Annotated in this window: 21 protein-coding genes; 19 read left to right on the top strand and 2 right to left on the bottom strand. The window is 40.8% G+C overall.

All coding sequences use genetic code 11. The features are described from left to right. Nucleotides 1-50: 50 nt before the first annotated feature. On the top strand, nucleotides 51-1,670 hold the full coding sequence (locus LC090_RS02225) for a DUF2207 domain-containing protein (RefSeq protein WP_226654845.1): 1,620 nt from the start codon (nucleotides 51-53) through the stop codon (nucleotides 1,668-1,670). A gap of 93 nt (nucleotides 1,671-1,763) precedes the next feature. Here LC090_RS02225 and LC090_RS02230 read toward each other — a convergent pair whose 3' ends face one another. Next, nucleotides 1,764-2,483 (bottom strand): CPBP family intramembrane glutamic endopeptidase, encoded by a 720-nt coding sequence (locus LC090_RS02230; protein ID WP_226654847.1) that lies wholly within the window; start codon nucleotides 2,481-2,483, stop codon nucleotides 1,764-1,766. 7 nt (nucleotides 2,484-2,490) lie between these two features. After that, on the bottom strand, nucleotides 2,491-3,042 hold the full coding sequence (locus tag LC090_RS02235) for a hypothetical protein (protein ID WP_226654849.1): 552 nt from the start codon (nucleotides 3,040-3,042) through the stop codon (nucleotides 2,491-2,493). A 315-nt stretch (nucleotides 3,043-3,357) separates the two neighbouring features. On the opposite strand from LC090_RS02235, the gene LC090_RS02240 reads away from it, so the two are divergent. The 18 genes from LC090_RS02240 to LC090_RS02320 all read left to right on the top strand — a co-directional run bounded on the left by LC090_RS02240 (nucleotide 3,358) and on the right by LC090_RS02320 (nucleotide 22,677). Next, a complete protein-coding gene (locus LC090_RS02240) occupies nucleotides 3,358-4,536 on the top strand; it encodes a M14 family zinc carboxypeptidase (RefSeq protein WP_226654851.1) in 1,179 nt (392 codons plus the stop codon). A gap of 57 nt (nucleotides 4,537-4,593) precedes the next feature. Then, nucleotides 4,594-5,646, top strand: a complete 1,053-nt coding sequence (locus LC090_RS02245; protein ID WP_226654853.1) for a M14 family zinc carboxypeptidase — start codon at nucleotides 4,594-4,596, stop codon at nucleotides 5,644-5,646. 434 nt (nucleotides 5,647-6,080) lie between these two features. Beyond that, a complete protein-coding gene (locus LC090_RS02250; RefSeq protein WP_226654856.1) occupies nucleotides 6,081-7,529 on the top strand; it encodes a cell wall-binding repeat-containing protein in 1,449 nt (482 codons plus the stop codon). 7 nt (nucleotides 7,530-7,536) lie between these two features. Then, a complete protein-coding gene (locus LC090_RS21855) occupies nucleotides 7,537-7,665 on the top strand; it encodes a hypothetical protein (protein ID WP_255647920.1) in 129 nt (42 codons plus the stop codon). Nucleotides 7,666-7,864: 199 nt separating this feature from the next. Next, the gene (locus LC090_RS02255; protein WP_226654858.1) at nucleotides 7,865-9,130 is read left to right on the top strand and encodes a glycosyl hydrolase family 18 protein; all 1,266 of its coding nucleotides are present in this window, start codon (nucleotides 7,865-7,867) and stop codon (nucleotides 9,128-9,130) included. Nucleotides 9,131-9,334: 204 nt separating this feature from the next. Continuing rightward, nucleotides 9,335-9,862, top strand: coding sequence for a sigma-70 family RNA polymerase sigma factor (locus LC090_RS02260; protein ID WP_226654860.1), 528 nt, complete (start codon nucleotides 9,335-9,337; stop codon nucleotides 9,860-9,862). Beyond that, complete coding sequence (locus LC090_RS02265) at nucleotides 9,863-10,555, top strand: DUF6241 domain-containing protein (RefSeq protein ID WP_226654863.1); 693 nt, start codon at nucleotides 9,863-9,865, stop codon at nucleotides 10,553-10,555. It abuts the gene before it with no gap. 40 nt (nucleotides 10,556-10,595) lie between these two features. Continuing rightward, nucleotides 10,596-11,123: a DUF6241 domain-containing protein gene (locus LC090_RS02270; protein WP_226654865.1), complete on the top strand. Its 528-nt coding sequence runs from the start codon at nucleotides 10,596-10,598 to the stop codon at nucleotides 11,121-11,123. Further along, complete coding sequence (locus LC090_RS02275) at nucleotides 11,110-11,337, top strand: hypothetical protein (protein WP_226654866.1); 228 nt, start codon at nucleotides 11,110-11,112, stop codon at nucleotides 11,335-11,337. The genes LC090_RS02270 and LC090_RS02275 overlap by 14 nt, the downstream gene beginning before the upstream one ends. Before the next feature lie 179 nt (nucleotides 11,338-11,516). Further along, nucleotides 11,517-13,664: a PAS domain-containing protein gene (locus LC090_RS02280; RefSeq protein WP_226654867.1), complete on the top strand. Its 2,148-nt coding sequence runs from the start codon at nucleotides 11,517-11,519 to the stop codon at nucleotides 13,662-13,664. Between the two features lie 209 nt (nucleotides 13,665-13,873). Then, the gene (locus tag LC090_RS02285) at nucleotides 13,874-14,941 is read left to right on the top strand and encodes an acyltransferase family protein (RefSeq protein WP_226654868.1); all 1,068 of its coding nucleotides are present in this window, start codon (nucleotides 13,874-13,876) and stop codon (nucleotides 14,939-14,941) included. A gap of 469 nt (nucleotides 14,942-15,410) precedes the next feature. Continuing rightward, complete coding sequence (locus LC090_RS02290) at nucleotides 15,411-16,412, top strand: LacI family DNA-binding transcriptional regulator (RefSeq protein ID WP_226654869.1); 1,002 nt, start codon at nucleotides 15,411-15,413, stop codon at nucleotides 16,410-16,412. Nucleotides 16,413-16,610: 198 nt separating this feature from the next. Beyond that, entirely contained in the window at nucleotides 16,611-17,366 is a 756-nt protein-coding gene (locus tag LC090_RS02295) for a sugar phosphate isomerase/epimerase family protein (protein ID WP_226654870.1), read from the top strand. Nucleotides 17,367-17,409: 43 nt separating this feature from the next. Further along, nucleotides 17,410-18,684: an extracellular solute-binding protein gene (locus LC090_RS02300; RefSeq protein ID WP_226654873.1), complete on the top strand. Its 1,275-nt coding sequence runs from the start codon at nucleotides 17,410-17,412 to the stop codon at nucleotides 18,682-18,684. A 54-nt stretch (nucleotides 18,685-18,738) separates the two neighbouring features. Next, nucleotides 18,739-19,677 (top strand): carbohydrate ABC transporter permease, encoded by a 939-nt coding sequence (locus tag LC090_RS02305; RefSeq protein ID WP_226654875.1) that lies wholly within the window; start codon nucleotides 18,739-18,741, stop codon nucleotides 19,675-19,677. Next, a complete protein-coding gene (locus LC090_RS02310; RefSeq protein ID WP_226654876.1) occupies nucleotides 19,677-20,498 on the top strand; it encodes a carbohydrate ABC transporter permease in 822 nt (273 codons plus the stop codon). The genes LC090_RS02305 and LC090_RS02310 overlap by 1 nt, the downstream gene beginning before the upstream one ends. Nucleotides 20,499-20,521: 23 nt before the next feature. After that, nucleotides 20,522-21,610: a Gfo/Idh/MocA family protein gene (locus tag LC090_RS02315; protein ID WP_226654877.1), complete on the top strand. Its 1,089-nt coding sequence runs from the start codon at nucleotides 20,522-20,524 to the stop codon at nucleotides 21,608-21,610. 23 nt (nucleotides 21,611-21,633) lie between these two features. Next, nucleotides 21,634-22,677, top strand: coding sequence for a Gfo/Idh/MocA family protein (locus LC090_RS02320; RefSeq protein WP_226654878.1), 1,044 nt, complete (start codon nucleotides 21,634-21,636; stop codon nucleotides 22,675-22,677). Nucleotides 22,678-22,788: the final 111 nt, after the last annotated feature.

Below are 22,788 nucleotides of genomic sequence, written 5' to 3' on the forward strand. Positions count from 1 at the left end.
AGAGTGAAAGTATTGCAGGTGCAAAACGTATGGGAAAGAAGGGTAAGCCTATGAAAAAAATGCTAGGTTTGTGTATTTTTCTATTTCTATTACTTATTCCAACAAATGCATGGGCCGTTGCGTTTTCGATTGAATCAACGGATATTACTGCCCAGTTGCGCCAGGATGGTCAGGTAAATGTCACCGAAACCCATACGTATCAATTTGATGGCGATTTTAACGGCATGACGAGAACCCTGATTCCGAAAGAGAAGACAACGATAAAAAACGTTCAAGCTTCCGAAAATGGAGCGAAACTTAAGGTGAAGAAAGAGGGAGACCTGTATAAAGTTTACCGCGGGGGCTCTGATGAGACCGTTACTGTCGATCTCACTTACACGATCAGTCAAGGTGTGGAACGGTTTGAAGATGTGGCTCAGTTTTATTATCCTTTTTTCGATGATAGCAATGAAAGTACTTACGAAATGATGACGATCACCGTTGTCCCTCCTGAACCTGCAGAAGTGAAGGCAGCGTACGGCTATGATGAAGCTTATGATTCGGTTGAATCGATTGATGATGGGACAGTGGTATTCCACCTGGGTAAAGTCCCAAGCGAAGAGAAAGGGGATATTCGCGTTGCGTATGATGCATCGCTATTTCCTGATGCCTCTCTGACAGCTGAAAAATCGGTGCTTGATAAGATTCTTTCGGATAAAGAGAAAATGGATGCAGAAGTAGCCGCAAAAACAGCAGGGAAAGAGCAATGGAGTGACGTTGCCCCCGTGATTGTTGGGGTGCTGCTTCTAATTGCAACTGGATTGATCGTTCAGGCAATCATGAGAAAAAGGCAGACTGGCAATGAAGTGAAACGACAGCTTAGCGGTAATGGACGGTTTCCTGATACGAATATGAGTTTACCTGCAACGCTTTTATTTACATCTGGAAACCTGAAAACATCTGCCATTATCGCTTCTCTACTCGAGCTTGTGAGAAAGGGCAAGATTGAGAAAATCTCCGATAATGAATTTGAGCTTGTGAGTAGAAATACGGATTATGAACACGAAACGAGATTAATTGAATGGTTGTTTGATGACATTGCTTCCAGTCCTATTTTTCACATCGATGATTTGGAACGTTATGTGGAACAGAAGAAAAACCATGAGAAGTACCAAAGAAGTTTCTCAGACTGGAAGGAAGCAGTACGAAGAGAGTATAAGCACTATATCCTGACTGAAAAAGCGGTGAAGACACGCTGGATTTCAGGTGTTGCCGGATTAATATCTTTTGCAAGCATCTTTTTGTTTGCTTACCATGAACTGTTTTTCTGGATGTTTTCGGTTACGTTGCTTTTTGTTTTCTTCCTTATTTTTGCCGTTGCGTATCGTCCATTAAATGAAGAGGGAAGAAGATTGAAGGAGGAACTGACTCCGCTCAAGCTAAGCGATGAGTGGAAATCGTGGGAAAAAGAAGAACAAGTGCCTGCTTTGCTGTATCAAATCGGGGTGGGGAAACGTAAGATGTCCACTTACGCCTCGCCCAATAATGACTGGATGGTTTACCTTCTTCTTGCTGAAACCTTTCAATCAGGTTTTGATCAAGCAGATCAACATACCGCCGTATCGGCTGCTAGCAGTGCTGGTGGGGGAACAGGCGCAGGTGGGGGTGGCGGAGGATCTGGGGCGTTTTAGAATAGGACCGACAATAAGCTTATAAGAAAAAAGGAAAACCAGGATCTAATCTTTTCTGTGATTAAGTTACCTGGTTTTTTTCTTTTGTATTGATTAATAAAACATCGGTATAAAAATGACCTGCATTCCAATATGCGCAACCATATGAGCAAGGACGCTAAACACGAATCCATGCTTCCAATAAAGGTAACCGAAAAACATGCCACCGATGCCATTTAGAATTAGCGCTCTAGTCGTAACAACGAAGCTTAAATCGCCAAATATTAATGCATTTGCAGGTAAATGTCCAACTGCAAACAGCAAGCTTGTAAGGATAATGGCGATCCAGTAAGACTTGTTGGCTGGCTCTTTCCCTTTTCGGATTTTGCTAATGAGAAAAATGATGAGCGTCATGCCGAGCAGGCGCATCATCACTTCTTCGACAATTCCTCCATAGAATACGCCCCCGAGTAAGCCGGACAACGAAAATGTTGGGGGATTCGTTTCTAACTCTGGCAGAAGTTTTGAAAAAAGCGCAGCGTCGCTTGCGATAATCGTGAATCCTGTGATGAGTCCGAATAAGAGGGCAAGACCTGCGCCTCTTCGTGCCTTTGTTTTATCGATTAATTGAAAGGGCGTCTTTTTTTGTAGTAGCAAGCCAATTAGACTGAGTAGAAAGGTTAAGACGCCTGCTTGAATCGTTAGGGCCAGGCTAAGCACGCTTTCATCAGGCAGATCGATACTGCCGCTGAGAGCCAAACCTTGTGCCACAAAGTATCCCCCGATTGCGCCGAGCAAAGCGAATAATGCACTTAATAATAAGGCTTTTTTCATGGTGCACTCACTCTCCTTCGTTCCACTTTTCGCCAGGTTCCGGTAGAAAAATTTGTACCATATGAATGGTGCGCTGGTCCTTGTTCGTTCTTCTCGCATTGTATTTCTTATAGACGTCGATGAGGTCTTTGCGCATGCAATGAAACTCGTCTTCCGTCAAGTGAAGTTCCACCTTGTTGGAACCAAAAGGATTTTTTTCAATCGTGTGATCACTTTTAATGTATGCTTCCGTTTTGTTTAATAAGTCAAAATAGAGGGTGGTTAGGAGCTGCATTTGCTCATCTTCGGTCATGGTCTTGAAATCACCCGCATTGATTCTCGGTCCATCCTTATGGAGCGAATACGCCTTTTCGACAGCACCCCGAATTTGCTTTTCATCAATGACAGCAATGATGTTTTCTTTCTTTAAGAAGATATTCAGATGGCGATAGAGCGTTGCCTGTGGAATTTGAGGTAGACCGGTTACCATTTCATAGCCGGTTGCATTGCCTTTCGCAAGATATTGGATGATTTTCATTCGAAAAGGATGCAAAATGATATCTGCTTTAGATTGACGCATATAATCTCCTCTTTTTTGCTAAGAAGTTGTTTGCTCCATTTCTTCCTCCTGTGTAGCTCCTCTAAATTTATGCCCTCGGTTCAGTCCTTTGTGGTTAGAAAGTAGGAGCCAACTTTATTTTATTTTGTGAGATAAGTCTCTCCGTCAAATGTCCTTTTCTTTTGAACAGCGAGTTAAAAAAACTCCGTGTAAAACGACCTATTTTTCCTAAATATGTTAGTTCAAACGTTTCGTTTTCGCTAGACATTAGAGGGAAGGTGACGAAAAGCGAGAATGACAGAATGGTAAAGTCTTTTAAATTAGAGGAGGAATGACGTGAAGAAAAAGGTATCGTTGTTGTGCAGTACGCTATTATTGTCATCTGTATTTAGCCCCACGATGGCAGCGCCGAACGATAAGCCTGTTCAGGCACAAAGTCAAGAATACGCCATTTCTGGATTTATTAGTCATGCGGAGCTCAGTAAAAAACTTCAGCAAATTGATCGGAACAGCCAGGGACAGGTGAATGTAGAAGTCGCTGGATATTCGAATCAAGGTCGCGAGATTTATAAAGCGACGGTAGGATCAGGCGAGAAAGTCATTCTCGTGCAAAGTGAAATTCATGGAAACGAAAAGACGGGAACGGCGGCTCTGTTGAATTTACTTCAGCAGCTAGGATCGAATTCACCTGAAGCAAAGAAGATTCGAAGTGAAGTGACCATCGTTGCGATGCCGATGATTAATCCAGATGCGACTGAGTTAAATCGTCGTGGAAATGACATGTCGTGGAGTGAAGTGGTGAACGATTTTCCTCAGCTATCTAGTGCGTCGCCGTCCTGGAACTATTACACGTATACGAATCAATATTGGGATTATGCTTCAAATCCAGGTTTTGACGTAAATCGAGACTTTAATCCTGATCTAAATTATGTGCCGCAACCAGACGATTTTCCTAATGATTCTTCTAATCCTGGCTGGTACATTACCCCAGAAGCGCAAACAGTTCGAGATGTGTACAAAGGGTTGTTGAATGAGTTTGGCAAAGTGGATGTGTTCGTCGATTTGCATCATCAGGGTGAGTATTTTGTTGAGGGAACCGATGATAAAGTGACGCTTTCCATTTCAGGCGATTTTGTTCCAGATCCTAATAGCGAAGAAGGAGCAAAGTACAGGGAGTATGCTGATACATACGATGGTGACTTTTCAAAACAGTTAAATGTTGCGGCTTATAACGCGCTACAGGAACGAGGCAATTCGCCATTTGATCACATCACGCTGTATCCGCAAGATCTTGATTTACCTGGTACCGCGCTCGGATCGTTTGCCCTTAATGGAAGTGGCGCTGTGCTGTTTGAAGTGACAGGGCAAACGCAAAGCTACGGTCAAAAAGAAAATGGCAGACTCATTAAAGCGGTTGAAATCGGCCTTTATGGGATTATTAATGGCGTGACGAGCGGGGATGTGTATGAGATTGATCCTAATGCGTATGACGATATTCCTTTAACCGAACGTTAAGTTTATAGAATTGTAAGCGGGTTCAAAAATAGTGAAAACCATTTTAGGAGGATAACAGTGAAGAAACAAATTCTAACGTTAACAGTGGCAGGAACAATGCTCGTATCTGGATCTTTTTTAACAGGGAATACCGTTTTAGCTGGCGAGAATGGACCGAATGGACCGAACTATGGTGGCAATGAAACGATCAAAAATGAGCGTTTGCATTCATATGAAGAAATGGTGAGCTTTTTAGAAAAAATTGAACAGCGATCAGATGCGCTGGAACTTGAGGTGTACGGTCAGTCGGTGAAAGGGAGAGATCTTTACCTCGCGAAGTTTGGTAGCATGAATCCGGATAATCCCACGATTCTGTTCTTAACGCAGCAGCACGGGAACGAAACGTTAACGACAGAAGGCGCACTTGAAATGATTAAATATTTATCGTCGAATGGAAAAGATGTGCAGAACATTCTAGATAACGTGAATGTGCTGATTGCGCCGCGACTTAATGTGGACGGGGCAGAAGGGGATGTGAATTTCTCCTTAGAAGACTATGTTTCCGGCACGCATACGCGCTATAACGCCAACGAAGTTGATTTGAACCGTGATCACGTCGATCGCGAGCAGCCTGAAACAAAGGCACTACACGAAAATGTGCTGCAGAAATACTCGCCGGATTATATGATCGATCTGCACCATCAAGGAACACAAACGACGCTAGGTGACACAGGTGAACTTGTCTCAGGATCAATTCTGTATCCGACTAACGAGAATGTTGATCCGGAAGTCGTAGAGCAGTCTAAGGAACTCGGTGCAGTCGTGTACAACGCGGTTGAAGCGAAAGGATACGGACTGCTTTCGAAATATCCAGGCGGAAGTGCGCCAACGATCAGCCGAAACGGACTCGCGATGGAATATGGCATTGCAACGCTTCTCTTTGAAATGCGCGGCATGGCCGATCATTATCGCGATGATTATGTGCTCGGACAGAAGAGCAATGGCTACTTGATTCAACAGGCCGTAACAGCCATGAAAGCGAGCCTAAATGCGCTAGCAGACGATTCCATTGATTCAGCGGATACGTCTTTCTGGGATACACTTCCTGATAGCAATTATGATGGGGAGTAAGTAAGAAGCGATGCTCAAATGAAAAACATTATCTGAAAAGCGACTACTCGGTTAACGTTTTAAGCGAGTAGTCGCTTTTTTTATGATTACAATAGGGAGTTTTGAAAAGGAAATAAGCTTTTGTTTTTAATGATTCATAGGAAAATTTTGTTTACTGAAACCAAGGAGAATAGGGCAACGATCATGCTGGTTTTAGAAGAGTATGTGAAAATGCTAAATTTGATGGCGGCCGATATTTTTTATTTATCAAAGTTTCACCAGGATAGTAGCGCGCTTCTCTTGAAAATTTCAGCGTTCCCCGAGTTATTTCCGTTTCTAGTTATCAGCTTAATATTTCCTATCCTTCGACAGAACCTCTCATGGTTTCTGGTTCCTAGTACCTATATAATAGAGTAGTGTTATGACACAATTTGGGAAAAATGGGGGATGGATGCATGAGGAAAGCGTTACTTTATTTGTTAGTGGCTTTATTGCTTGGGGGACTTTCGCTACCTGTGAATGGGTATGCAGCAAGTGATGAACACGGTGAATTGAAAAATGAGATTAATAAGGTGAGGCAGGAGAAGGGAACGACTTTTTCAAAAGAAGAATTGGACAAAATTCAGACACAGGTAAAAGAAAAACTTGCTACTGATCCTAATAAAGTAAAAACGCTGACGGATTATTGGGAGAATGAACCGAATGATTCGTTCAATCAAGCGAATCTACTAAATCTGGATGATACCGTGTACGGCACGTTCGAATGGGAAGATGTCGATGTCTATCAAGTTGAAGTGAAAAATCCGATGGAATTGCTCGTCTCTGGTACGGCGCAGAGAGGGATTGATCTTGGGTTTTTACTTGCAGATGGCTATGGGAATTGGTTGGAGCCAGATGGTTCTGATGTCTACGACGGCATTCAGGTTCAGCTCTACGTGATTCCTGAAGGAACTTATTATATTGGCGCTCTTGATTTAAATGGCGGCGGCTCTGATAGCATGTATGCCCTATCCGCTATGAATATGGAATATATTCAACGTATTTCAGGTGATGATCGCTATGAAACGGCAATCGAGATTGCGAGAGCTGGTTGGCCTGATGGAGCAGATAACGTTGTGCTTGCGACTGGCACGACTTTTCCAGATGCGTTAGCAGGAGCCCCTCTTGCATTTCAAATGGATGCTCCGATTTTATTAACACCAAAAGCCAAGCTTGATAATCGGGTCAGAGATTTAATGAAAGAGTTTGGCGTGAAGAAGGTTACGATTCTTGGTGGACCGAATGCTGTTTCATCAGCAGTAGAAAATGAATTAAAACAAGAGTTGAAGTTAAGTGTGAATCGCATTCAAGGAGAAAATCGATATGAAACGGCAGCAGCAATTGCGGAGACGCTTCTTCCTAATCGAACGGCAGTTGTAGCGTACGGAGGAAACTTCCCGGATGCCCTTTCCATGGCACCTTATGCGGCGATGTACGGTCATCCGATCTTTCTAACGGATCAAAATGAGCTATCTCAAGCAACTAAGAAAGCCATGTCCAATTATACGAAAACGTATGTCATTGGTGGTCCGAATGCAATCAGTGAGAAAGTTGCGAGACAACTTCCTGGACCAACAAGAATACAAGGGAATGATCGCTATGAAACTTCGATTGCTGTGGCTAAGAAGCTTGATCTTCCAACAGGTTTTGTCTTTATCGCTACTGGTGAAGGGTTTGCTGACGCGTTAACTGGCTCTGTTTTAGCTGCTAAATTTGGTGCACCAACGATCTTAACGAAAAAGAATCAGCTCCCTGACTCTACTTATCAGTTCTTCAAAGAAGAGCAAACCACTGATTACATTATTTTAGGTGGGGAAAGTGCTGTAGGAACGGGTGTAGAGAATGATATTTTTTCAGTGGAGTGATTGATTGGTGCCTGTCACCACCCGGTATTTGTCACTAATTGTCGTTTTGTTTAGAGATGATTCCAATCAGCTTTATCTACTTGGTGGAGAGTCAGCGATAAGTGAGAAAGTGAAGCGCCAGTTATTAGAGAATTAGGATATAGAATGATGGAGAAGCTCGGGGGAGACCCGGGCTTTTTTGTATGGTGCATAGTGCCTGTCACCACCCGAAGTGTGTCACTATTTGTCGAAGTAGCGTTTAGAGTTGGAATCATAGGTTTTGGGGCCATTCATGAACGCTTCCTTTACGAAATACACTTATAGTATAGCCTGCTGCATAATTGGGAGGAGATTCTATGGCGGTTCATACGGTGGTAAGTGGGGATAATCTCTGGCGCCTTTCATCGGCTTATGGTGTGCCGATATTAACGATAAAGACGGTGAACGGACTTATCTCTGATCGGCTTGTTCCAGGATTAAACCTGTATATCCCGGATCAGGATCTACCCGAACGATTTTATCAGCTTAAACAGGGCGACACGTTTTGGAATCTCTCTCAACAATATAAAACTTCGGTTCAAGCGATTGTTGCTGCTAATCCGACATTGAATCCGAGCGCTCTCCCAGTAGGCGCGAGAATTCGAATTCCTACATTAGAAAAGTATGAAATGAAAACGCTGCTCTTTTTTGATGCGATCGAAGGTTCTTCTTATCTTGAAACGCTGAAGAATCTGGCTGCTTCCATTACTTATTTAGCGGTATTTACGTATTCCTTTACACCGACAGGAGAGGTTATTCCCATCAATGATGAAGAGATTTTAGAACAGGCAAAAGTCCTCGACATTAAGCCGTTGCTTGTTATTAGCAATTATGAAGGACAGATGTTTAGCCCTGAATTAGCTGACGTCGTTCTTCAAAGCAAAGAAAAAAGAAGCACGCTTGTACAAAGTCTTGTAACAAATGTGAAGAAAAAGGGATATGCAGGCGTTAGCGTTGATTTTGAATTTGTGCCACCAGAAAGAAGAAAGGATTTCACCGCATTTATGCAGGAGTTAAAGAAGGGACTTGGCAATCTAACGCTTCAGCTTAATGCGCATGCGAAAAGCAGCGATATGCCAACAAATCGACTCGTTGGCTTTCTTGATTATCGAGCTGTTGGTGAGATCGTCGACATCGTTTCCGTTATGACAATCGACTATGGTTATGCGATTGGACCACCTGCACCGATCGCACCGGTCTGGTGGGTAGAAGAGATGTTAATGTATGCAATAGGTCAGATTAATCCCCGCAAAGTGATGATGGCGATGAGTCTTTATGGATACGATTGGGCATTGCCCTCGCAGAAGCCCGCTGAAATGATTCCGGTGCAAAATGCGCAAAATCGTGCGATTAGTGGTTGGCTACCCATTCAATACAATCAGACCGCACAGGCCCCAACTTACAGCTATAATCTGTTAGATAAAGAACATATCGTGTGGTTTGAGGACATTGAAAGCATGAAAGCCAAGTATAAACAAATGCAAGCCTATGATCTGCTTGGCGCTACTTATTGGCGATTGCGTTTTCCGTTTCCGCAGAATTGGGCGTATGTGGAGAAGAATATGCAGGTTTTGAAGGGTTAAACAAACGTTTGAATAAATTTCATAAGTAAGGTCGTACGATTAGAATCACAAAGGTGCATTTTGTGATTCTTTTTTGTGTTATAGTTTTGAATCTAAACCATTTTACGGTAAAATTCGTTATTTTTATCACTAAAATGTTAATTTTTTGAACCGATCTTGGGAAGTAGGTCGTCTATCTTACAGGGAAATTCAGGGGGGAGCTCGTTGGGGGAAAAAAAAAGAGAGAAAGAGTTTGAGAGAAATGAATTACTCAGAGAGTTGATTGATGACTTTGCAGAACCGATCAAGCGCCTTGCTTTTACATATGTGAAAAATTGGACGGTGGCTGATGATATTACACAGGAAGTGTTTATTTCTTGCTTTAAAAACATCGAACGTTTCAGGGGAGAGAGCACTTATAAAACTTGGCTATTCAAAATTACTGTCAATCGCTGCAAAGATTATTTGAAGAGTAAATGGTTCAGGTCGATGATTCCTTTTCGTGGGGACGAAAAGGTGGAGATCGGCACTGGGCTTGATGAGATACTCGTTCAGAAAAGCGAAGGGGAAGAGATTTCTCAGAAGGTGCTTTCGCTTTCACTGAAATATCGAGAAGTCATTATTTTGTTTTATTATGAGGATTTAAGTCTTCAGGAAATAGAAGAATTAACAGGTATTAAAACAGAGACGGTTAAAACAAGATTAAGGCGTGCCAAATTACAACTTCGTGAGCTTTATAAGGAGGTTGAGTAGATGGAGGACAAGCTGAAAAATCTCCGGAGGGACATGGATGGATCGGTTTTGAAGAAGGGTGAAGTGAGTGAGAAGGAGAAGGAGCGGATTTATTTAAAGGTAGTGCAAAAAAATAAGTCGCAACGTTATCCTATAAGAATTTTTCCTGTTTTTTCTATATCTCTCTGCATGATATTAGTATTAATTTTAAGTTCGCCATACTTATCTAACTTTTATAGTTTAGGTCAGGAAGAAAATCAGGTAACAATCGGGGATATGGACGAGAAAAGTAGAGTTGATCATGTAATGTCCGTTGATAAGTCAGAAGTTGCTGAAGATGAAAAAGAACATTTAACTAAAGACATAATTATTCCCCCTGAGAATGAGTTCATGAATAATATATATGGAATGACAAATCAAAAGGTTTTCGTTGAAAGTGATCCTGTTTATGAAGTACATGAAGATTATATAGAAATAACCGATGAACGTATTGAGTACATGTTAGCTATTCTTGAGAAAGCAAAAGAAAAAGACCAATATCAAAATTATGAGTTCTATTACAATACCTTGAGTGAATGGAAAAAAGGTAACTTTGAAAATACAGTAGACGTTCACAATCAAATTGGAGAGTTCAATGGAAGGTATGGAAATAAGGCAATACGATTATTAACCAAGGACGAAGAGAAAGAATACATTGATAAGCATTTTGATTAAATATATTACATACCCAATTAATTAAGGAGTTGTCCAAACCATGCCATCCACTAAAACACTACTTATTTCAATCACATCAATCGTTGTTCTCACTTTAGGCCTTGCCTATTGGTTTATTTCGGACATCAATGCGAATTTAATAGGAGAAAATGATACAACAGAGACCTCAGCAGAGAGTAGAGAAGAAGAGATTGATCCAGAACGCTACATTGATGACGGATCAAATTCTACAGCGAATGATGATATTCCGAGTGAGCAACATTTTATGAACACGCTTCACGGGATGACGCATCAAAAAGTACATGCTGATGAAAAGTGGACGCTTGTTGAAATGACAGATGCACGTATTGACGACATGCTCGACATTCTGGAGCAAGTAGAAGGTTCAGGAGAATATGAACATTACGATTTATATGAGCAAGCGTTAATGAAGTGGAAGAACGGAAATTTTGAAAATGCGGTTTACGTTCATAACGAGCTCTGGAGCTTGAATAACGGATCAGTCGGAAAGGCGAGTCGGTTATTGTCTGCTGATGAAGAGCAGGCATTTGTTAATGAGCATTACTAATGAAGGGATTGAGAGATCATTGATGAAATTAGAAGTTTCGGAAACAGAAAAATCCGTTTTTCTAGATGGATTACGATTGTGGTATAACAAACAAAGTGGGGCTATCCACTTGAAAGTGCCAGGCGTTAAGGAACTTCATTACGTGAAAAAAGGTTCGGATCTATACGAACCATTGCTTCAAGAGGTTATGCGAGTTTCGAAAACGGTTGAGTGATGCAGCGTTTCGGATTTAAACAAACGTTTGATTAATTAACTTTCTAGAAATTCGAATGCTATTTTCAGACTAATCGAAAAATAAGTAAACCGCTGCTCTGAAGTCGGCGGTTTATTTATTTGGTTAATCCTTACATCTATTTTAAAATATGAGATAATAAAAGGAATGAGAACCAAATTATGGAGGGTGGCTTGGGCGCGTTGAATTATGAAAAGTATTATAGTAGAATCCCCCTCCCGTTATTCGTAGTAGATTTAGAGGGTACTGTGATTTACTGTAACGAAGAAGGGAAAACGATTCTTCCAGATGACGGTAGAGATTGTGACGATATTGAACACATTTGGATGATGAATGATCAACCTTCTCTTCCACATTTTATAAAGGAACTAAAGCGTTGTTCATTAACAAAATCGATTGAAGTTGTTTTCACTTCGATTTCAAACCAGGAAGCTCATCTCATTGAAGTTTCCTATCTGGAAGACGATCTTTTGCTGTTCGTTTGTGTGAAAACCTTAACCTCAAATCACGAAGATATTATGAGGAAAGAGTTGAGTGAACTCCATTTGAAGCATGATTTTTTGATTGCTGAAAACCCTGACGGTATCATTTTCGTTGATCCAGATGGGCAAATTACGGACATTAATCAATCCCTTCAATCTATGATTGGCTATGAGAAAAGTGAAATTATCCATACATATGAACAGAATATCTCATTTAGAGAATTAAAAAAAATCAAATACTATACTGATAGAGCGCTCGAGGGAAAGATGCAGGTTTATGAAACAAACCTTACGCATAAAAATGGGGATGTCATTTATATTGAGGTTAAAACGATTCCGGTTAAACTCAATCAATCTTATATCGGCGTATATAATATTTTAAAAGATATTAGTGCTTATAAATGGGCGCAGCATGAAGCGTTTAAACAAGAAGAGCTTCTTCGTTCTCTGATCAATGCCATGCCAGAATTTGTGGTTTTTCAAAATCAGGATGGACAGATATTAGAAATGAATCACTATGCGAAGAAACTTTTTAATCTAGAAGGACGAGATGTTGTAGGCAAAACTTTTTCTGAACTTGGTAGCCCTGAATGGGATGCTATTCCCCTTTTAAAAGAAGGCTTTCCGCAGAAACTAGGCGGTCAAACATCAAACATTCATTTTGAACAGCAGCTTTTTCATAATGGAGAAGAGCGAACATTTGATATTGTAAAAGCAACTGGTCCATTAGGGAAAGAAGAAAGAGGGTATCTCATTTCGATTGGTCGCGATAGCACCCACCGCAAGAAGGTAGAAGAGGATTTGCTTGAAACGAAGGAGCTTTTAGAATCCATTTTTTCAAATAGCGCAGATGGCATTTCTGTCATTAACTTAAATGGTAAAATTCTAAAAACAAACCTGGCCTTTCAGCGACTATATGGGTATTCTGAAGAAAACATGCCACAAAATATGATTGATCTTTATCCAAATGGCCATTATGATGAAGCATCATTCATTTGTAAGACTGTTTCTGACGGCAATGAAATCGTGGATTATGAAGCGCTTCGAAAGCATAAGGATGGCAGGTTAATTGAAGTTAGCGTCACCTACTCTCCCCTTAGAGATAAGGATGGGGAGGTGCTGGCGATATCAGCGATTACGCGAAACATTGGGGATCGAAAACGGACGGAAGAATTGTTATTGCGCTCCGAAAAACTGTCTGTGATTGGTCAACTGTCGGCCGCTGTGGCTCATGAGGTGCGGAACCCCTTAACGGCCGTAAAAGGATTTATTCAATTATACAAGGGGAGAATCGATGGCAAAATTCATGAGTTAATGATGTCTGAAATGAATCGAATTGAAAATATTATTTCAGAGTTTCTATCTCTTGCAAAGCCACAAGCTGTGACGTATCAGCTGGCCAAACTCTCAACGCTTCTCTGTGATACGTTATCGATTATGGAATCGCAGGCCCGTATGAGTAATGTACGTATCGAAAAAGATTTCGGAGAACAAATTAATGGCGTTCAATGTGAAGTGAATCAATTGAAACAAGTGTTGATCAATTTAATTAAAAACGGGATTGAGTCCATGCCAGATGGAGGCAAACTCACGATTCAAACAAGAGAAGAGGGAGAAATATTTCGCCTTTCAATCTCAGATCAAGGGGTGGGCATTTCGGAAGAACGCCTAAAGCATCTCGGTGACCCTTTCTTCTCTAATAAAGAAGGGGGTACAGGACTCGGATTAGTAGTTTGCTACAAAATCATCCATGAACATGGCGGTCGGATTGAATTTGAAAGTGAACTAGGCGTAGGGACTACGGTGAGTGTGCTACTGCCTTGTTGATCGGGGATAAGGGTGCCTGTCACCACCCGGTATTTGTCGAAGAGTGATAGAGGGAGAAGCGAGCTCCATTATTGAGTGGGAATGAACCTTTTGTAAGGATCATGTCAGCTCTATTAATCTTTTGTAAAGAATACCCATTACCCCTTCAGATTGAGAATGACATCCTTATAATGGAGGTATCAAGACAAACCAAAACAGGATGTGAGCATATGCAAAGGATGAATCAAGGTCAAAGCGAGATTATTTTTTTAAGTGCGATTACTTGTTTATTTCTAATACTCGTTCATGTTTTGGAAATGTTTTTCTTTGGAGAGGGACAATTATTAAATGAAATAAGTTCGATTACATATCAACTCAGTCAATTTGGAATCGCGATGTTTGCGGTGATTGTTGGCCTTTATTTATTTAGAAAATCGGGGGTTAAGAAGAAAGAGAAGCGGTTAGGTTCTCTTGAGGTTTCTAAGGTTGTTCTTCTATTCGTTCTTTGGAGTCTTGTCTATCTTATACTTACTAAAATTGTTTTAAATGTAGAGATATTTACCGGTTGGAAAGATTCTTTTATTCACATCGCGCTAGGAAATTCATTTTATCACTTGTCTTTTATTTCGGTCGTCCTTCAATTTCTTCTGTTTCTTCCTTTGTTGAAAATTGTTCAAAATAAAATGGGATGGCCGTTTCTATTCAGTATTTGTGGAATAGTTCAGTTTTTTTTCCTATCATCATCCTTAACAATAGGGAATGAATTTTTCGCCCAAGATGGTTTACTTCCAAAATGGATCTTTTTCTTCGTAGTAGGAGGAATCTTAGCTCATCAGTGGGAAAACATACAGAGCTTTCTAAAGAAATTCAATCAGTTAGGATTTGTCCTATTTATTGGATTCATTGGATTTGAAATTCTCTACTATTTGAATTTCGGCTTTATTTATCAGAATAAATGGTCACTTATGATTACAGTGCCGATCTTAGTCTTATCATTACTCGGGATCTATCATTCAGTAAGAAAAGTCGTTCTACTTGATATTTTTCTCAAGGCCATTGGTGAAAGCACAGTAGGAATTTACTTTGTGTACCCGTTGACTATTTTCATTTATTCATGCTTTCTACCAGATTCCGTATGGGAAAAAGAGTATTTTCTACTTGTCTTCACGTTAGTTCTTGGAACGTCAGTATTTATTAGCAAAACAGTAAGGATATTTTTGATTAACATTGATATGATGAAATACTCTGTTGGTAAAACAAAAATCATGAGCCAACAACAAAATTTACGAATTAATTAAACGTTTGATTAAAGAAAATGAATGAATGTAAAAAGCCTATCATATTTAAATGATAGGCTTTTTAGGTAGAGGAAGAAAGAGATAGATGCTTGTGAAACGTAACCAAGTGGAAAAAATATATTGAAGTAAACGATGTAACTATAAAGTTATGAGTCAGGCTAAATTGCTAAAAGATTAATAGCCAGTTGGAATTAGGTGCGATCTCCCTTAAAATCAAATTAGTTGATTGTTCAATAAGCAGTGGACTCTGTTTATTAGACATCATAAAGGTATCTCCAAAAATAAAAACTAAAAATAAATAATTTTCAAAAAAACATTGAAATTCTTCAAAATCTTCTCTATAATGGGCATCAACAACAGCATTTGACAAGCTAAAATGTAATCCATTACATTTTAGCTTGAATTATTTCCTTGTGCCATTTATAGTTTGAAATAGAATAAGTATTTTAAACACTAGGAGACAATTAGAATGGCGAATATGACAGATGTAGCGAAGCTTGCGAATGTTTCAACGGCTACTGTTTCCAGGGTAATTCAAAACCCTGAAGCCGTTAAAGAGAAAACGAGAGTAAAGGTGCTTCAAGCGATTGAAGAACTTAATTATCAGCCCAATATTTTAGCGCGTTATTTTAGGAGGACGGAAACAAAAACAATTCTTGTGGTTGTGCCTTCGATTATGAATAATGTTTTCCCGCAAATGATTGCAGGGATAGACCTTGTAGCGAATCAATCTGGGTATAAGGTGCTTCTTGGCAATACTTATCAAGATCCTGAAAAGGCATACAGTTATATTGAAGAGCTAAAACAGAAGCAAGTAGACGGTATGATTTTATTAACGACAAGGCTTGATAATGATGTCATTACGGATATTGCGGATCGCTATCCAGTTGTTCTAACGTCAGATTTTATCGAAGGTCTCAACGTTCCTACTGTAGCCATCGATAATATTAGTAGTTCGCGTGAAGCAGTCGAACATTTGCTTCGTCTTGGACATTGTAGAATTGGAATGATTACCGGCCCGTTAAATAGTTTGCTTAGTAGAGATCGGTTAAAAGGTTATAGGCAGGCGCTGCTTGCGAATGACATAGCGATCGAAAGTGTGCTCATCCAGGAGGGGGACCACACCTATGAATCAGGATATAATCAGATGAATAAGTTCCTGGCGCTGGAGAAACCGCCGACTGCTATCTTTGCTGCCAATGATAGCATGGCGATGGGAGCAATCAAGGCAGTTAAAGACCAAAACATGAAGGTGCCTGAAGATGTTGCGGTTGTTGGTTTTGATAACATTCAGTTCTCAGAGATCTTTGAACCAGCCCTTACAACAATTGCTCAGCCTTTAATTGAGATGGGAAAGCAATCAATGGAGCTTTTATTGAAACAAATTAAAGGCGATTCGTTGAAGAAGAAACAGCTAGTTTTAGATACAAAACTTATTATCCGAGATTCGTGTGGCTCTAAACAGGTTTAGTCTCATAGGCTATTCCGTTATTAAAAATGTAATCGTTTACTTTACTATTAAGGATTTGCTTAATTCGGTATTGATTTAAAGGTGCTTCCAAGTTCAAAAATGTAATCCATTACATTTTGTTGTTCGACTATTTCTGGGAGGTGAAGGGCGAGTTATAGGCTTAGCAAATTCAATCAATTTTGCAAAGGAGAGAATCGTATGGTGAATATACCTGTTGCAGTACAGATGTATACGTTACGAGAAGAAAGTGAGAAAGATTTTGTTGGGACTTTAAAAAAAGTTGCAGAAATTGGTTATCAAGGCGTAGAGTTTGCCGGCTATTATGATATGTCTGCGAAAGAGTTGAAGAAGGTTATGAATCAGGTTGGACTTAAAGCGGCTTCTAGTCATATTCCTCTTGAGGGGCTTAAGAACGACCTAACTAAGGTTATCACTTACCAAAAGGAAATTGGAAGCAGCAAAATCGTTTGTCCGTTTCTGGCACCTGAACAACGAAATGAAAAAGGTTACGCAGAGCTTATTCAGACATTAAATGATGTCGGAAAGGAATGTGCAAACGAAGGACTTGCCCTTTGCTATCATAACCATGATTTTGAATTAGAGAATTTGTCCAATGGTAAAACTGCACTTGAAACAATTTTAGATGAAACGAATCCGGAATGGGTAAAAGCAGAGTTTGATATTTATTGGTTAACACGTGCTGGCGAGAATCCTGTTGATTGGATGAAGAGATATCAGGATCGAACCCCTCTTGTTCATTTAAAAGATATGACAACGGATGGTGAGAAGTTTTTCGCTGAACTTGGAACAGGCGGCGTTGATCTTAATGCGGTTCTTCATCAAGGTGAGCAGTCTGATGTTGATTGGTGGATTGTTGAACAGGATAAATGTAAGCGCTCTCCTTTCGAGAGTATTGAGACGAGTTTGAACTATTTCCTTAGTCAGCATTCTTAAAGGTTTTCTTTATAATCAGGACGACTATATGAGGGGGTAAAGCATGAAGAAAGTTACGGCTTTATTATCAGTTATGGTGTTGTTGCTGTTAGCGGCATGTGGAGGAAATCAAGGTGCTTCAGGGAGTTCGGGTAGTGGAGACGAAAAAGTTATTGAGGTTTGGCACATTGAAACAGGTGAACGAGAAAAGCTTTTCCAAGAAGTCGCAAAACAGTTTGAAGAGGATCACGATGGCGTTAAGGTAAAACTGCTTCAAACGCCAAACGATGCATACAAGCAAAAGTTAGCTGTCTCAATGTCAGGAGGTAATCCCCCGGATGTTTTTCAGAGTTGGGGTGGGGGGTGGTTGAAGCATTTCGTGGATCAGGGAAATGTGCAAGATATTACAGAGAATGTTGATCAAGATCATTACTTAGAAATGGCGTTAAATAACGGTACTTTCGACGATAAAGTGTATGGCGTGCCGTTAGGTTTATCGCTGGATGTCATTTTCTATAACAAAGAAATCTTTGAAAAATATAATCTTGAAGAACCAAAAACATATGATGAATTTACTGAAATCATTAAGACATTAAAAGAAAATGACGTCACACCGCTTGCTTTAACAAACAAAACGAAGTGGCCAGGGGCATATTATTTAATGAATTTTGCAAGTCGAATAGGTGGTCCAGATTTATTTGAAAGCGCATTTAATCGAGAAGGGCGCGGGTTTGATGACCCAGCTTATGTGGAAGCGGGCGAATACATTCAGGAACTCGTAAAGATGGATGCTTTCAATGAAGGTTTTAACGGAATTCCATACGATGAAGGACGCGGTCGCCAGCTAATGTATTCTGGCCAGGCTGCCATGATGGATATGACGATTTCCTTTTTAAATAACGTCAGAGAAGAAGCGCCACAGTTTGAAGATAAGCTCGGTTTCTTTGTGTTCCCGACGATTGCTGGTGGAGAAGGAAATGATACACAAGTTGGTGGGGCTACTGGGCCGGTTTGGTCAGTTGCGAAAGAATCCAAAGATCCAGATTTAGCTGCTGAATTTATCCAAGCTTTAACAAGTAAAGAAGCCGCACAGAAATTCACAGATCGTACAGGTACATTGGCTGCAGTAAAGGATGTTGTCCCTGAGGATGAATTTGTTAAACAATTCTATGATGTTGCGCAAAATGCCTCCCATATTCAAATGCCTTATGACCAGACACTTCCTCCAGAGCTTGCTGAACTTCATAAAGATACAACCCAAGCACTATTCGGTCTATCGATGACTCCTGAAGAAGCTGCAAACAAAATGGAAGCAAAGGCAGAAGAGCTGCTTGAATAAGTGAAGGAGGGGCAATCCCCCTCTTTCTTATCAACAGAAGGGAGAGCATTGTAGATGGAAACAGTTGAGGTGACAAGAAGAAGCGAGACGGCGAAGGTTGTCCGCCAGGCAAAAAAGAGAAACATGAGAAAAGTAGTCACGATAAGTCTCTTCACAGCACCTGCTCTAATTGTTTATTTGGTCTATGTTGTTTATCCGATTCTATCTACTTTGAGCTACAGCTTCTATAGTTGGGATGGAACAAGTGATAAAACATTTATTGGTTTCGAAAATTATGTTCAATTATTTCATGATGCGATTTTTTGGACTTCACTTACGAATAATGCGTGGGTGGTCATTACGTCTGTTTTTGTTCAAATACCGCTCGGGATGATTATGGCTTTAATGCTATTTGCGCCAATACGTGGCATTCGATTGTTTAGTAGCGTCTATTTCTTACCTTTTTTAATGTCGACCGTTGCGATTGGATTATTATGGGTTTACATGTTCGACCCGATTAACGGCATTATTAATCAGCTTATTAATTTTCTGGGATTTGAAAACGTGGCGTGGCTGAGTGATGAAAATACCGCCTTGATTGCAATTCTACTCGTTGTAGTCTGGCAGTTTTCGCCCTTCTATATGATTCTTTTCAAGGCTGCCATGGTTGGCATCGGAGAAGAACTCTATGAATCTGCAGAAATTGATGGAGCGAACTCCTGGCAGAAATTCTTTCATATAACATTCCCATTACTTATGCCGACTATTGTCAGCTCCTCCATTCTTGCGATAGTTGGATCGTTAAAAGCTTTCGATATTTTCTATATAATGACGGGTGGCGGACCAAATCATGCGACGGAGTTAATGGGAACGTACATGTTTAAACAAGCCTTTATTAATTTTAATATGGGTTATGCAAGTGCGATTGCCTTTATTATGTTTTTAATCGCGCTAGTCGTAACGATCCTCATTCAAGTTATTGATTTTAATCGCAAGAAGAAAGGAGCTTTCTAATGGTTCAATCACTCAGAAAGATGCCTTTGTATGTAATAGGTTTAGTGCTACTCGTGTTTACCGGTTATCCGTTTGTTTACATGATTTCGACTTCTTTAAAAGATCAGAGCACATTTTTTGAGAGACCGTTTGCGATTTTCACATCAATTGAGTGGGGGAATTATGCGGACGTTTTTCAGATGGGTTTAACGCGTTATTTTATAAATAGTATTCTTGTGTCGGTAGCAGCTGTTGTGGCTGTGATGCTGATTGCAGCGCTGGCAAGCTATCCGTTAAGCAGAATGAATTTTCGTTTTAATCGTGGACTCTTTCTCCTATTCATCTCTGGGATGATGCTTCCGATTCATGCGACATTAATTCCAATCTTTAAACTATCTCAAAATATGGGGTTGTATGATTCGTTACTAGCATTGCTTGGTCCGTACATTGCCTTCAGTCTACCTATTTCTATTTTCATATTAACGCAGTTTATGCAAGAAATTCCGAAGTCACTAGAAGAAGCGGCGAAGATTGATGGGTGCTCTCATTTCGGTATCTTTTGGCGCATTATTCTTCCGATGTTAACACCCGCCCTCATGACGGTTTTTATTTATAACTTTATTCATCTTTGGAATGAATTTATCTTTGCGCTTGTTCTCGTTTCAAGCCCTGAGAACATGACGCTTCCACTTGGATTACAAGATTTCTATGGGGAGTTCTCAGTCAATGTACCTGGTTTAATGGCAGCATTGACACTCGCGAGTCTACCAATGCTAGTAGTCTACCTGTTCTCGCAAGAAAAGGTTGTTAAGGGCTTAACGGGTGGTGCTGTTAAAGGTTAGAGAGATAAAAGGAGTGAGAGAAAATGGAAAGGATTCGGATAGGAGTCATTGGTTGCGGCAACATTAGCGATATTTACTTAACGAACCTTCGTGAGTTGGAAAGTCTCGAAGTCGTTGGGGTGGCCGATTTGAACCATAAAAAAGCGGTTGAGAAAGCAGAGAAATATGGAATTTCTCATGTTCTACGTGTAGATGAACTTTTGGAAAATGAAGCGATTGATCTCGTGCTGAATTTAACCATACCGGCGGCACATGCGGATATAAGTCTACGTGCTCTAGAAGCAGGAAAGCATGTATATTCAGAAAAACCGCTCGCAATAACGCTTACGGATGGAGAGAAGGTTTTAGCTAAAGCAAAGGAAAGAGGACTTTTAGTAGGCGTTGCTCCTGATACATTTCTCGGTGGTGGTCTTCAGACATCCAAGAAGCTGATTGAGGACGGTGCGATCGGTGAACCAGTTGCTGCGACTGCCTTCATGATGGGCCATGGACCGGAGAATTGGCACCCTGATCCGGAATTTTTCTATCGCTCCGGTGCAGGACCGATGTTTGACATGGGTCCTTATTATTTAACGGCGCTAATCCATTTAATTGGACCTGTTCGTCGTCTAACTGGTTCAACGAGGATAACGTCACCTGAACGAACAATTACAAGTGAACCGAAGAACGGGCAGAAAATCAAAGTGGAGACACCAACGCATGTTACGGGTATTCTAGATTTTGAAAATGGTGCAATTGGCACGATAATTACGAGCTTTGACGTATGGGGAACGAAGACACCATTTCTAGAAATCTATGGATTGAATGGTTCGTTAAGTGTGCCAGATCCGAATACCTTCGGCGGTCCGGTGCTCTTAAGAAAACCTGGTGAGACGGAGTGGACGGAAGTTCCTTTTAGCCATGGATCGATAGAAAATAGTCGCGGGATTGGTGTGATTGACATGGTGGACGCTATACGAGCTGAACGAGATCTCAGGGCAAGTGGCAACCTCGCTTATCATGTACTTGAAATTATGCACGGTATTCATGAATCTTCAATAAAGGGTATGCATTACAAGATGACAAGTACGTGCAAACAACCTACGGGATTACCGAGTGAAATTTTATCTTGAAAAAGATGCTGGAGGGATAGAAGATGCAGAAATTGAAAGTAGCGGTTATCGGATGTGGAAGTATTGCGAGGCGTCGTCATTTGCCAGAATATCGTGATGAAGAGAATGTGGAAATTGTAGCGGTATGTGATGTTGTGAAAGAACGGGCAGATGAAATGGCGAGCTTATATGGTGGAGTAGCCTATACGGATTACCTCGGTTTACTTGAAGATCAGGAGATAGATGCAGTAAGTGTGTGTTTACCGAACGCATTGCACGCGCCTGTCTCCATTGCGGCATTGAATGCTGGAAAACATGTTCTCTGTGAGAAGCCGATGGCGACTTCGCGCGAGGAGGCGGAAGCGATGAATCGAGCAGCTGAGGTAAACGGCAAAAAGCTGATGATTGCGCATAATCAGAGGTTCGTCGCATCGCATGTAAAAGCAAAGGAATTAATCGAGAGTGGTGAAGTTGGGAAGATCTACAGCTTCCGCACGACATTTGGTCATCCTGGACCAGAGCAGTGGAGTATTGACGGTGCAGGGAGCTGGTTCTTTGATAAAGAGCGAGCGTTTATTGGTGCGATGGGAGACCTTGGTGTACATAAGTCAGATCTCATGCGCTACTTACTGGGAGAAATTGTCGAGGTAGGCGCGTTTGTAGAAACGAATGCGAAGGAAAACATAGATGTGGATGATAACGCTGTGTGTATTCTTAAGACGGAAAATGGAATAATTGGGACCCTGACTGCAAGCTGGTCTTACGTCTCTGGCGGTGATAACTCGACCGTGATTTATGGGGAAAATGCAGTGCTTCGTTTAGAGGATGATCCGGAACATTCACTGATTGTTCAATATAAGAATGGTGACGTCCTGAAATACGAACTTCAGAAAATCCAGACGAACGAAGCGGGAGGACAGCAATCTACTCACGTGATCGAGAAATTCGTGGAATGTATTATGAACGATACGATTCCAGCCGTTAGCGGGGAAGAAGGAATGAGGTCGTTGCAAGTGATTTTATCTGCACTAGAAGCGAATGAAACAAAGCGGGTGGTTGAAATAGGAATTGAACAAGTGATTAAGTAGCTTGGTGTATTTACTAGTTCGGAAACGGTGATCGCGTGGTTCGCGTGGTGCCTGTCACCACCCGGTATATGTAACCAAATGTCGAACAGGCTGGCGAGGTTAATCGTCAGC

The sequence above is a fragment of the Guptibacillus hwajinpoensis genome, assembly GCF_020524165.1.
Taxonomy (GTDB): domain Bacteria; phylum Bacillota; class Bacilli; order Bacillales; family Guptibacillaceae; genus Guptibacillus; species Guptibacillus hwajinpoensis_D.

What these genes read in the sequence shown, in the direction of transcription:
- LC090_RS02225 (WP_226654845.1), top strand. Translation starts at nt 51, where the DNA reads ATGAAAAAAATGCTAGGTTTGTGTATTTTTCTATTTCTATTACTTATT.
- LC090_RS02230 (WP_226654847.1), bottom strand. Translation starts at nt 2,483, where the DNA reads ATGAAAAAAGCCTTATTATTAAGTGCATTATTCGCTTTGCTCGGCGCA.
- LC090_RS02235 (WP_226654849.1), bottom strand. Translation starts at nt 3,042, where the DNA reads ATGCGTCAATCTAAAGCAGATATCATTTTGCATCCTTTTCGAATGAAA.
- LC090_RS02250 (WP_226654856.1), top strand. Translation starts at nt 6,081, where the DNA reads ATGAGGAAAGCGTTACTTTATTTGTTAGTGGCTTTATTGCTTGGGGGA.
- LC090_RS02255 (WP_226654858.1), top strand. Translation starts at nt 7,865, where the DNA reads ATGGCGGTTCATACGGTGGTAAGTGGGGATAATCTCTGGCGCCTTTCA.
- LC090_RS02265 (WP_226654863.1), top strand. Translation starts at nt 9,863, where the DNA reads ATGGAGGACAAGCTGAAAAATCTCCGGAGGGACATGGATGGATCGGTT.
- LC090_RS02270 (WP_226654865.1), top strand. Translation starts at nt 10,596, where the DNA reads ATGCCATCCACTAAAACACTACTTATTTCAATCACATCAATCGTTGTT.
- LC090_RS02275 (WP_226654866.1), top strand. Translation starts at nt 11,110, where the DNA reads ATGAGCATTACTAATGAAGGGATTGAGAGATCATTGATGAAATTAGAA.
- LC090_RS02280 (WP_226654867.1), top strand. Translation starts at nt 11,517, where the DNA reads ATGGAGGGTGGCTTGGGCGCGTTGAATTATGAAAAGTATTATAGTAGA.
- LC090_RS02285 (WP_226654868.1), top strand. Translation starts at nt 13,874, where the DNA reads ATGCAAAGGATGAATCAAGGTCAAAGCGAGATTATTTTTTTAAGTGCG.
- LC090_RS02290 (WP_226654869.1), top strand. Translation starts at nt 15,411, where the DNA reads ATGGCGAATATGACAGATGTAGCGAAGCTTGCGAATGTTTCAACGGCT.
- LC090_RS02295 (WP_226654870.1), top strand. Translation starts at nt 16,611, where the DNA reads ATGGTGAATATACCTGTTGCAGTACAGATGTATACGTTACGAGAAGAA.
- LC090_RS02300 (WP_226654873.1), top strand. Translation starts at nt 17,410, where the DNA reads ATGAAGAAAGTTACGGCTTTATTATCAGTTATGGTGTTGTTGCTGTTA.
- LC090_RS02305 (WP_226654875.1), top strand. Translation starts at nt 18,739, where the DNA reads ATGGAAACAGTTGAGGTGACAAGAAGAAGCGAGACGGCGAAGGTTGTC.
- LC090_RS02310 (WP_226654876.1), top strand. Translation starts at nt 19,677, where the DNA reads ATGGTTCAATCACTCAGAAAGATGCCTTTGTATGTAATAGGTTTAGTG.
- LC090_RS02315 (WP_226654877.1), top strand. Translation starts at nt 20,522, where the DNA reads ATGGAAAGGATTCGGATAGGAGTCATTGGTTGCGGCAACATTAGCGAT.
- LC090_RS02320 (WP_226654878.1), top strand. Translation starts at nt 21,634, where the DNA reads ATGCAGAAATTGAAAGTAGCGGTTATCGGATGTGGAAGTATTGCGAGG.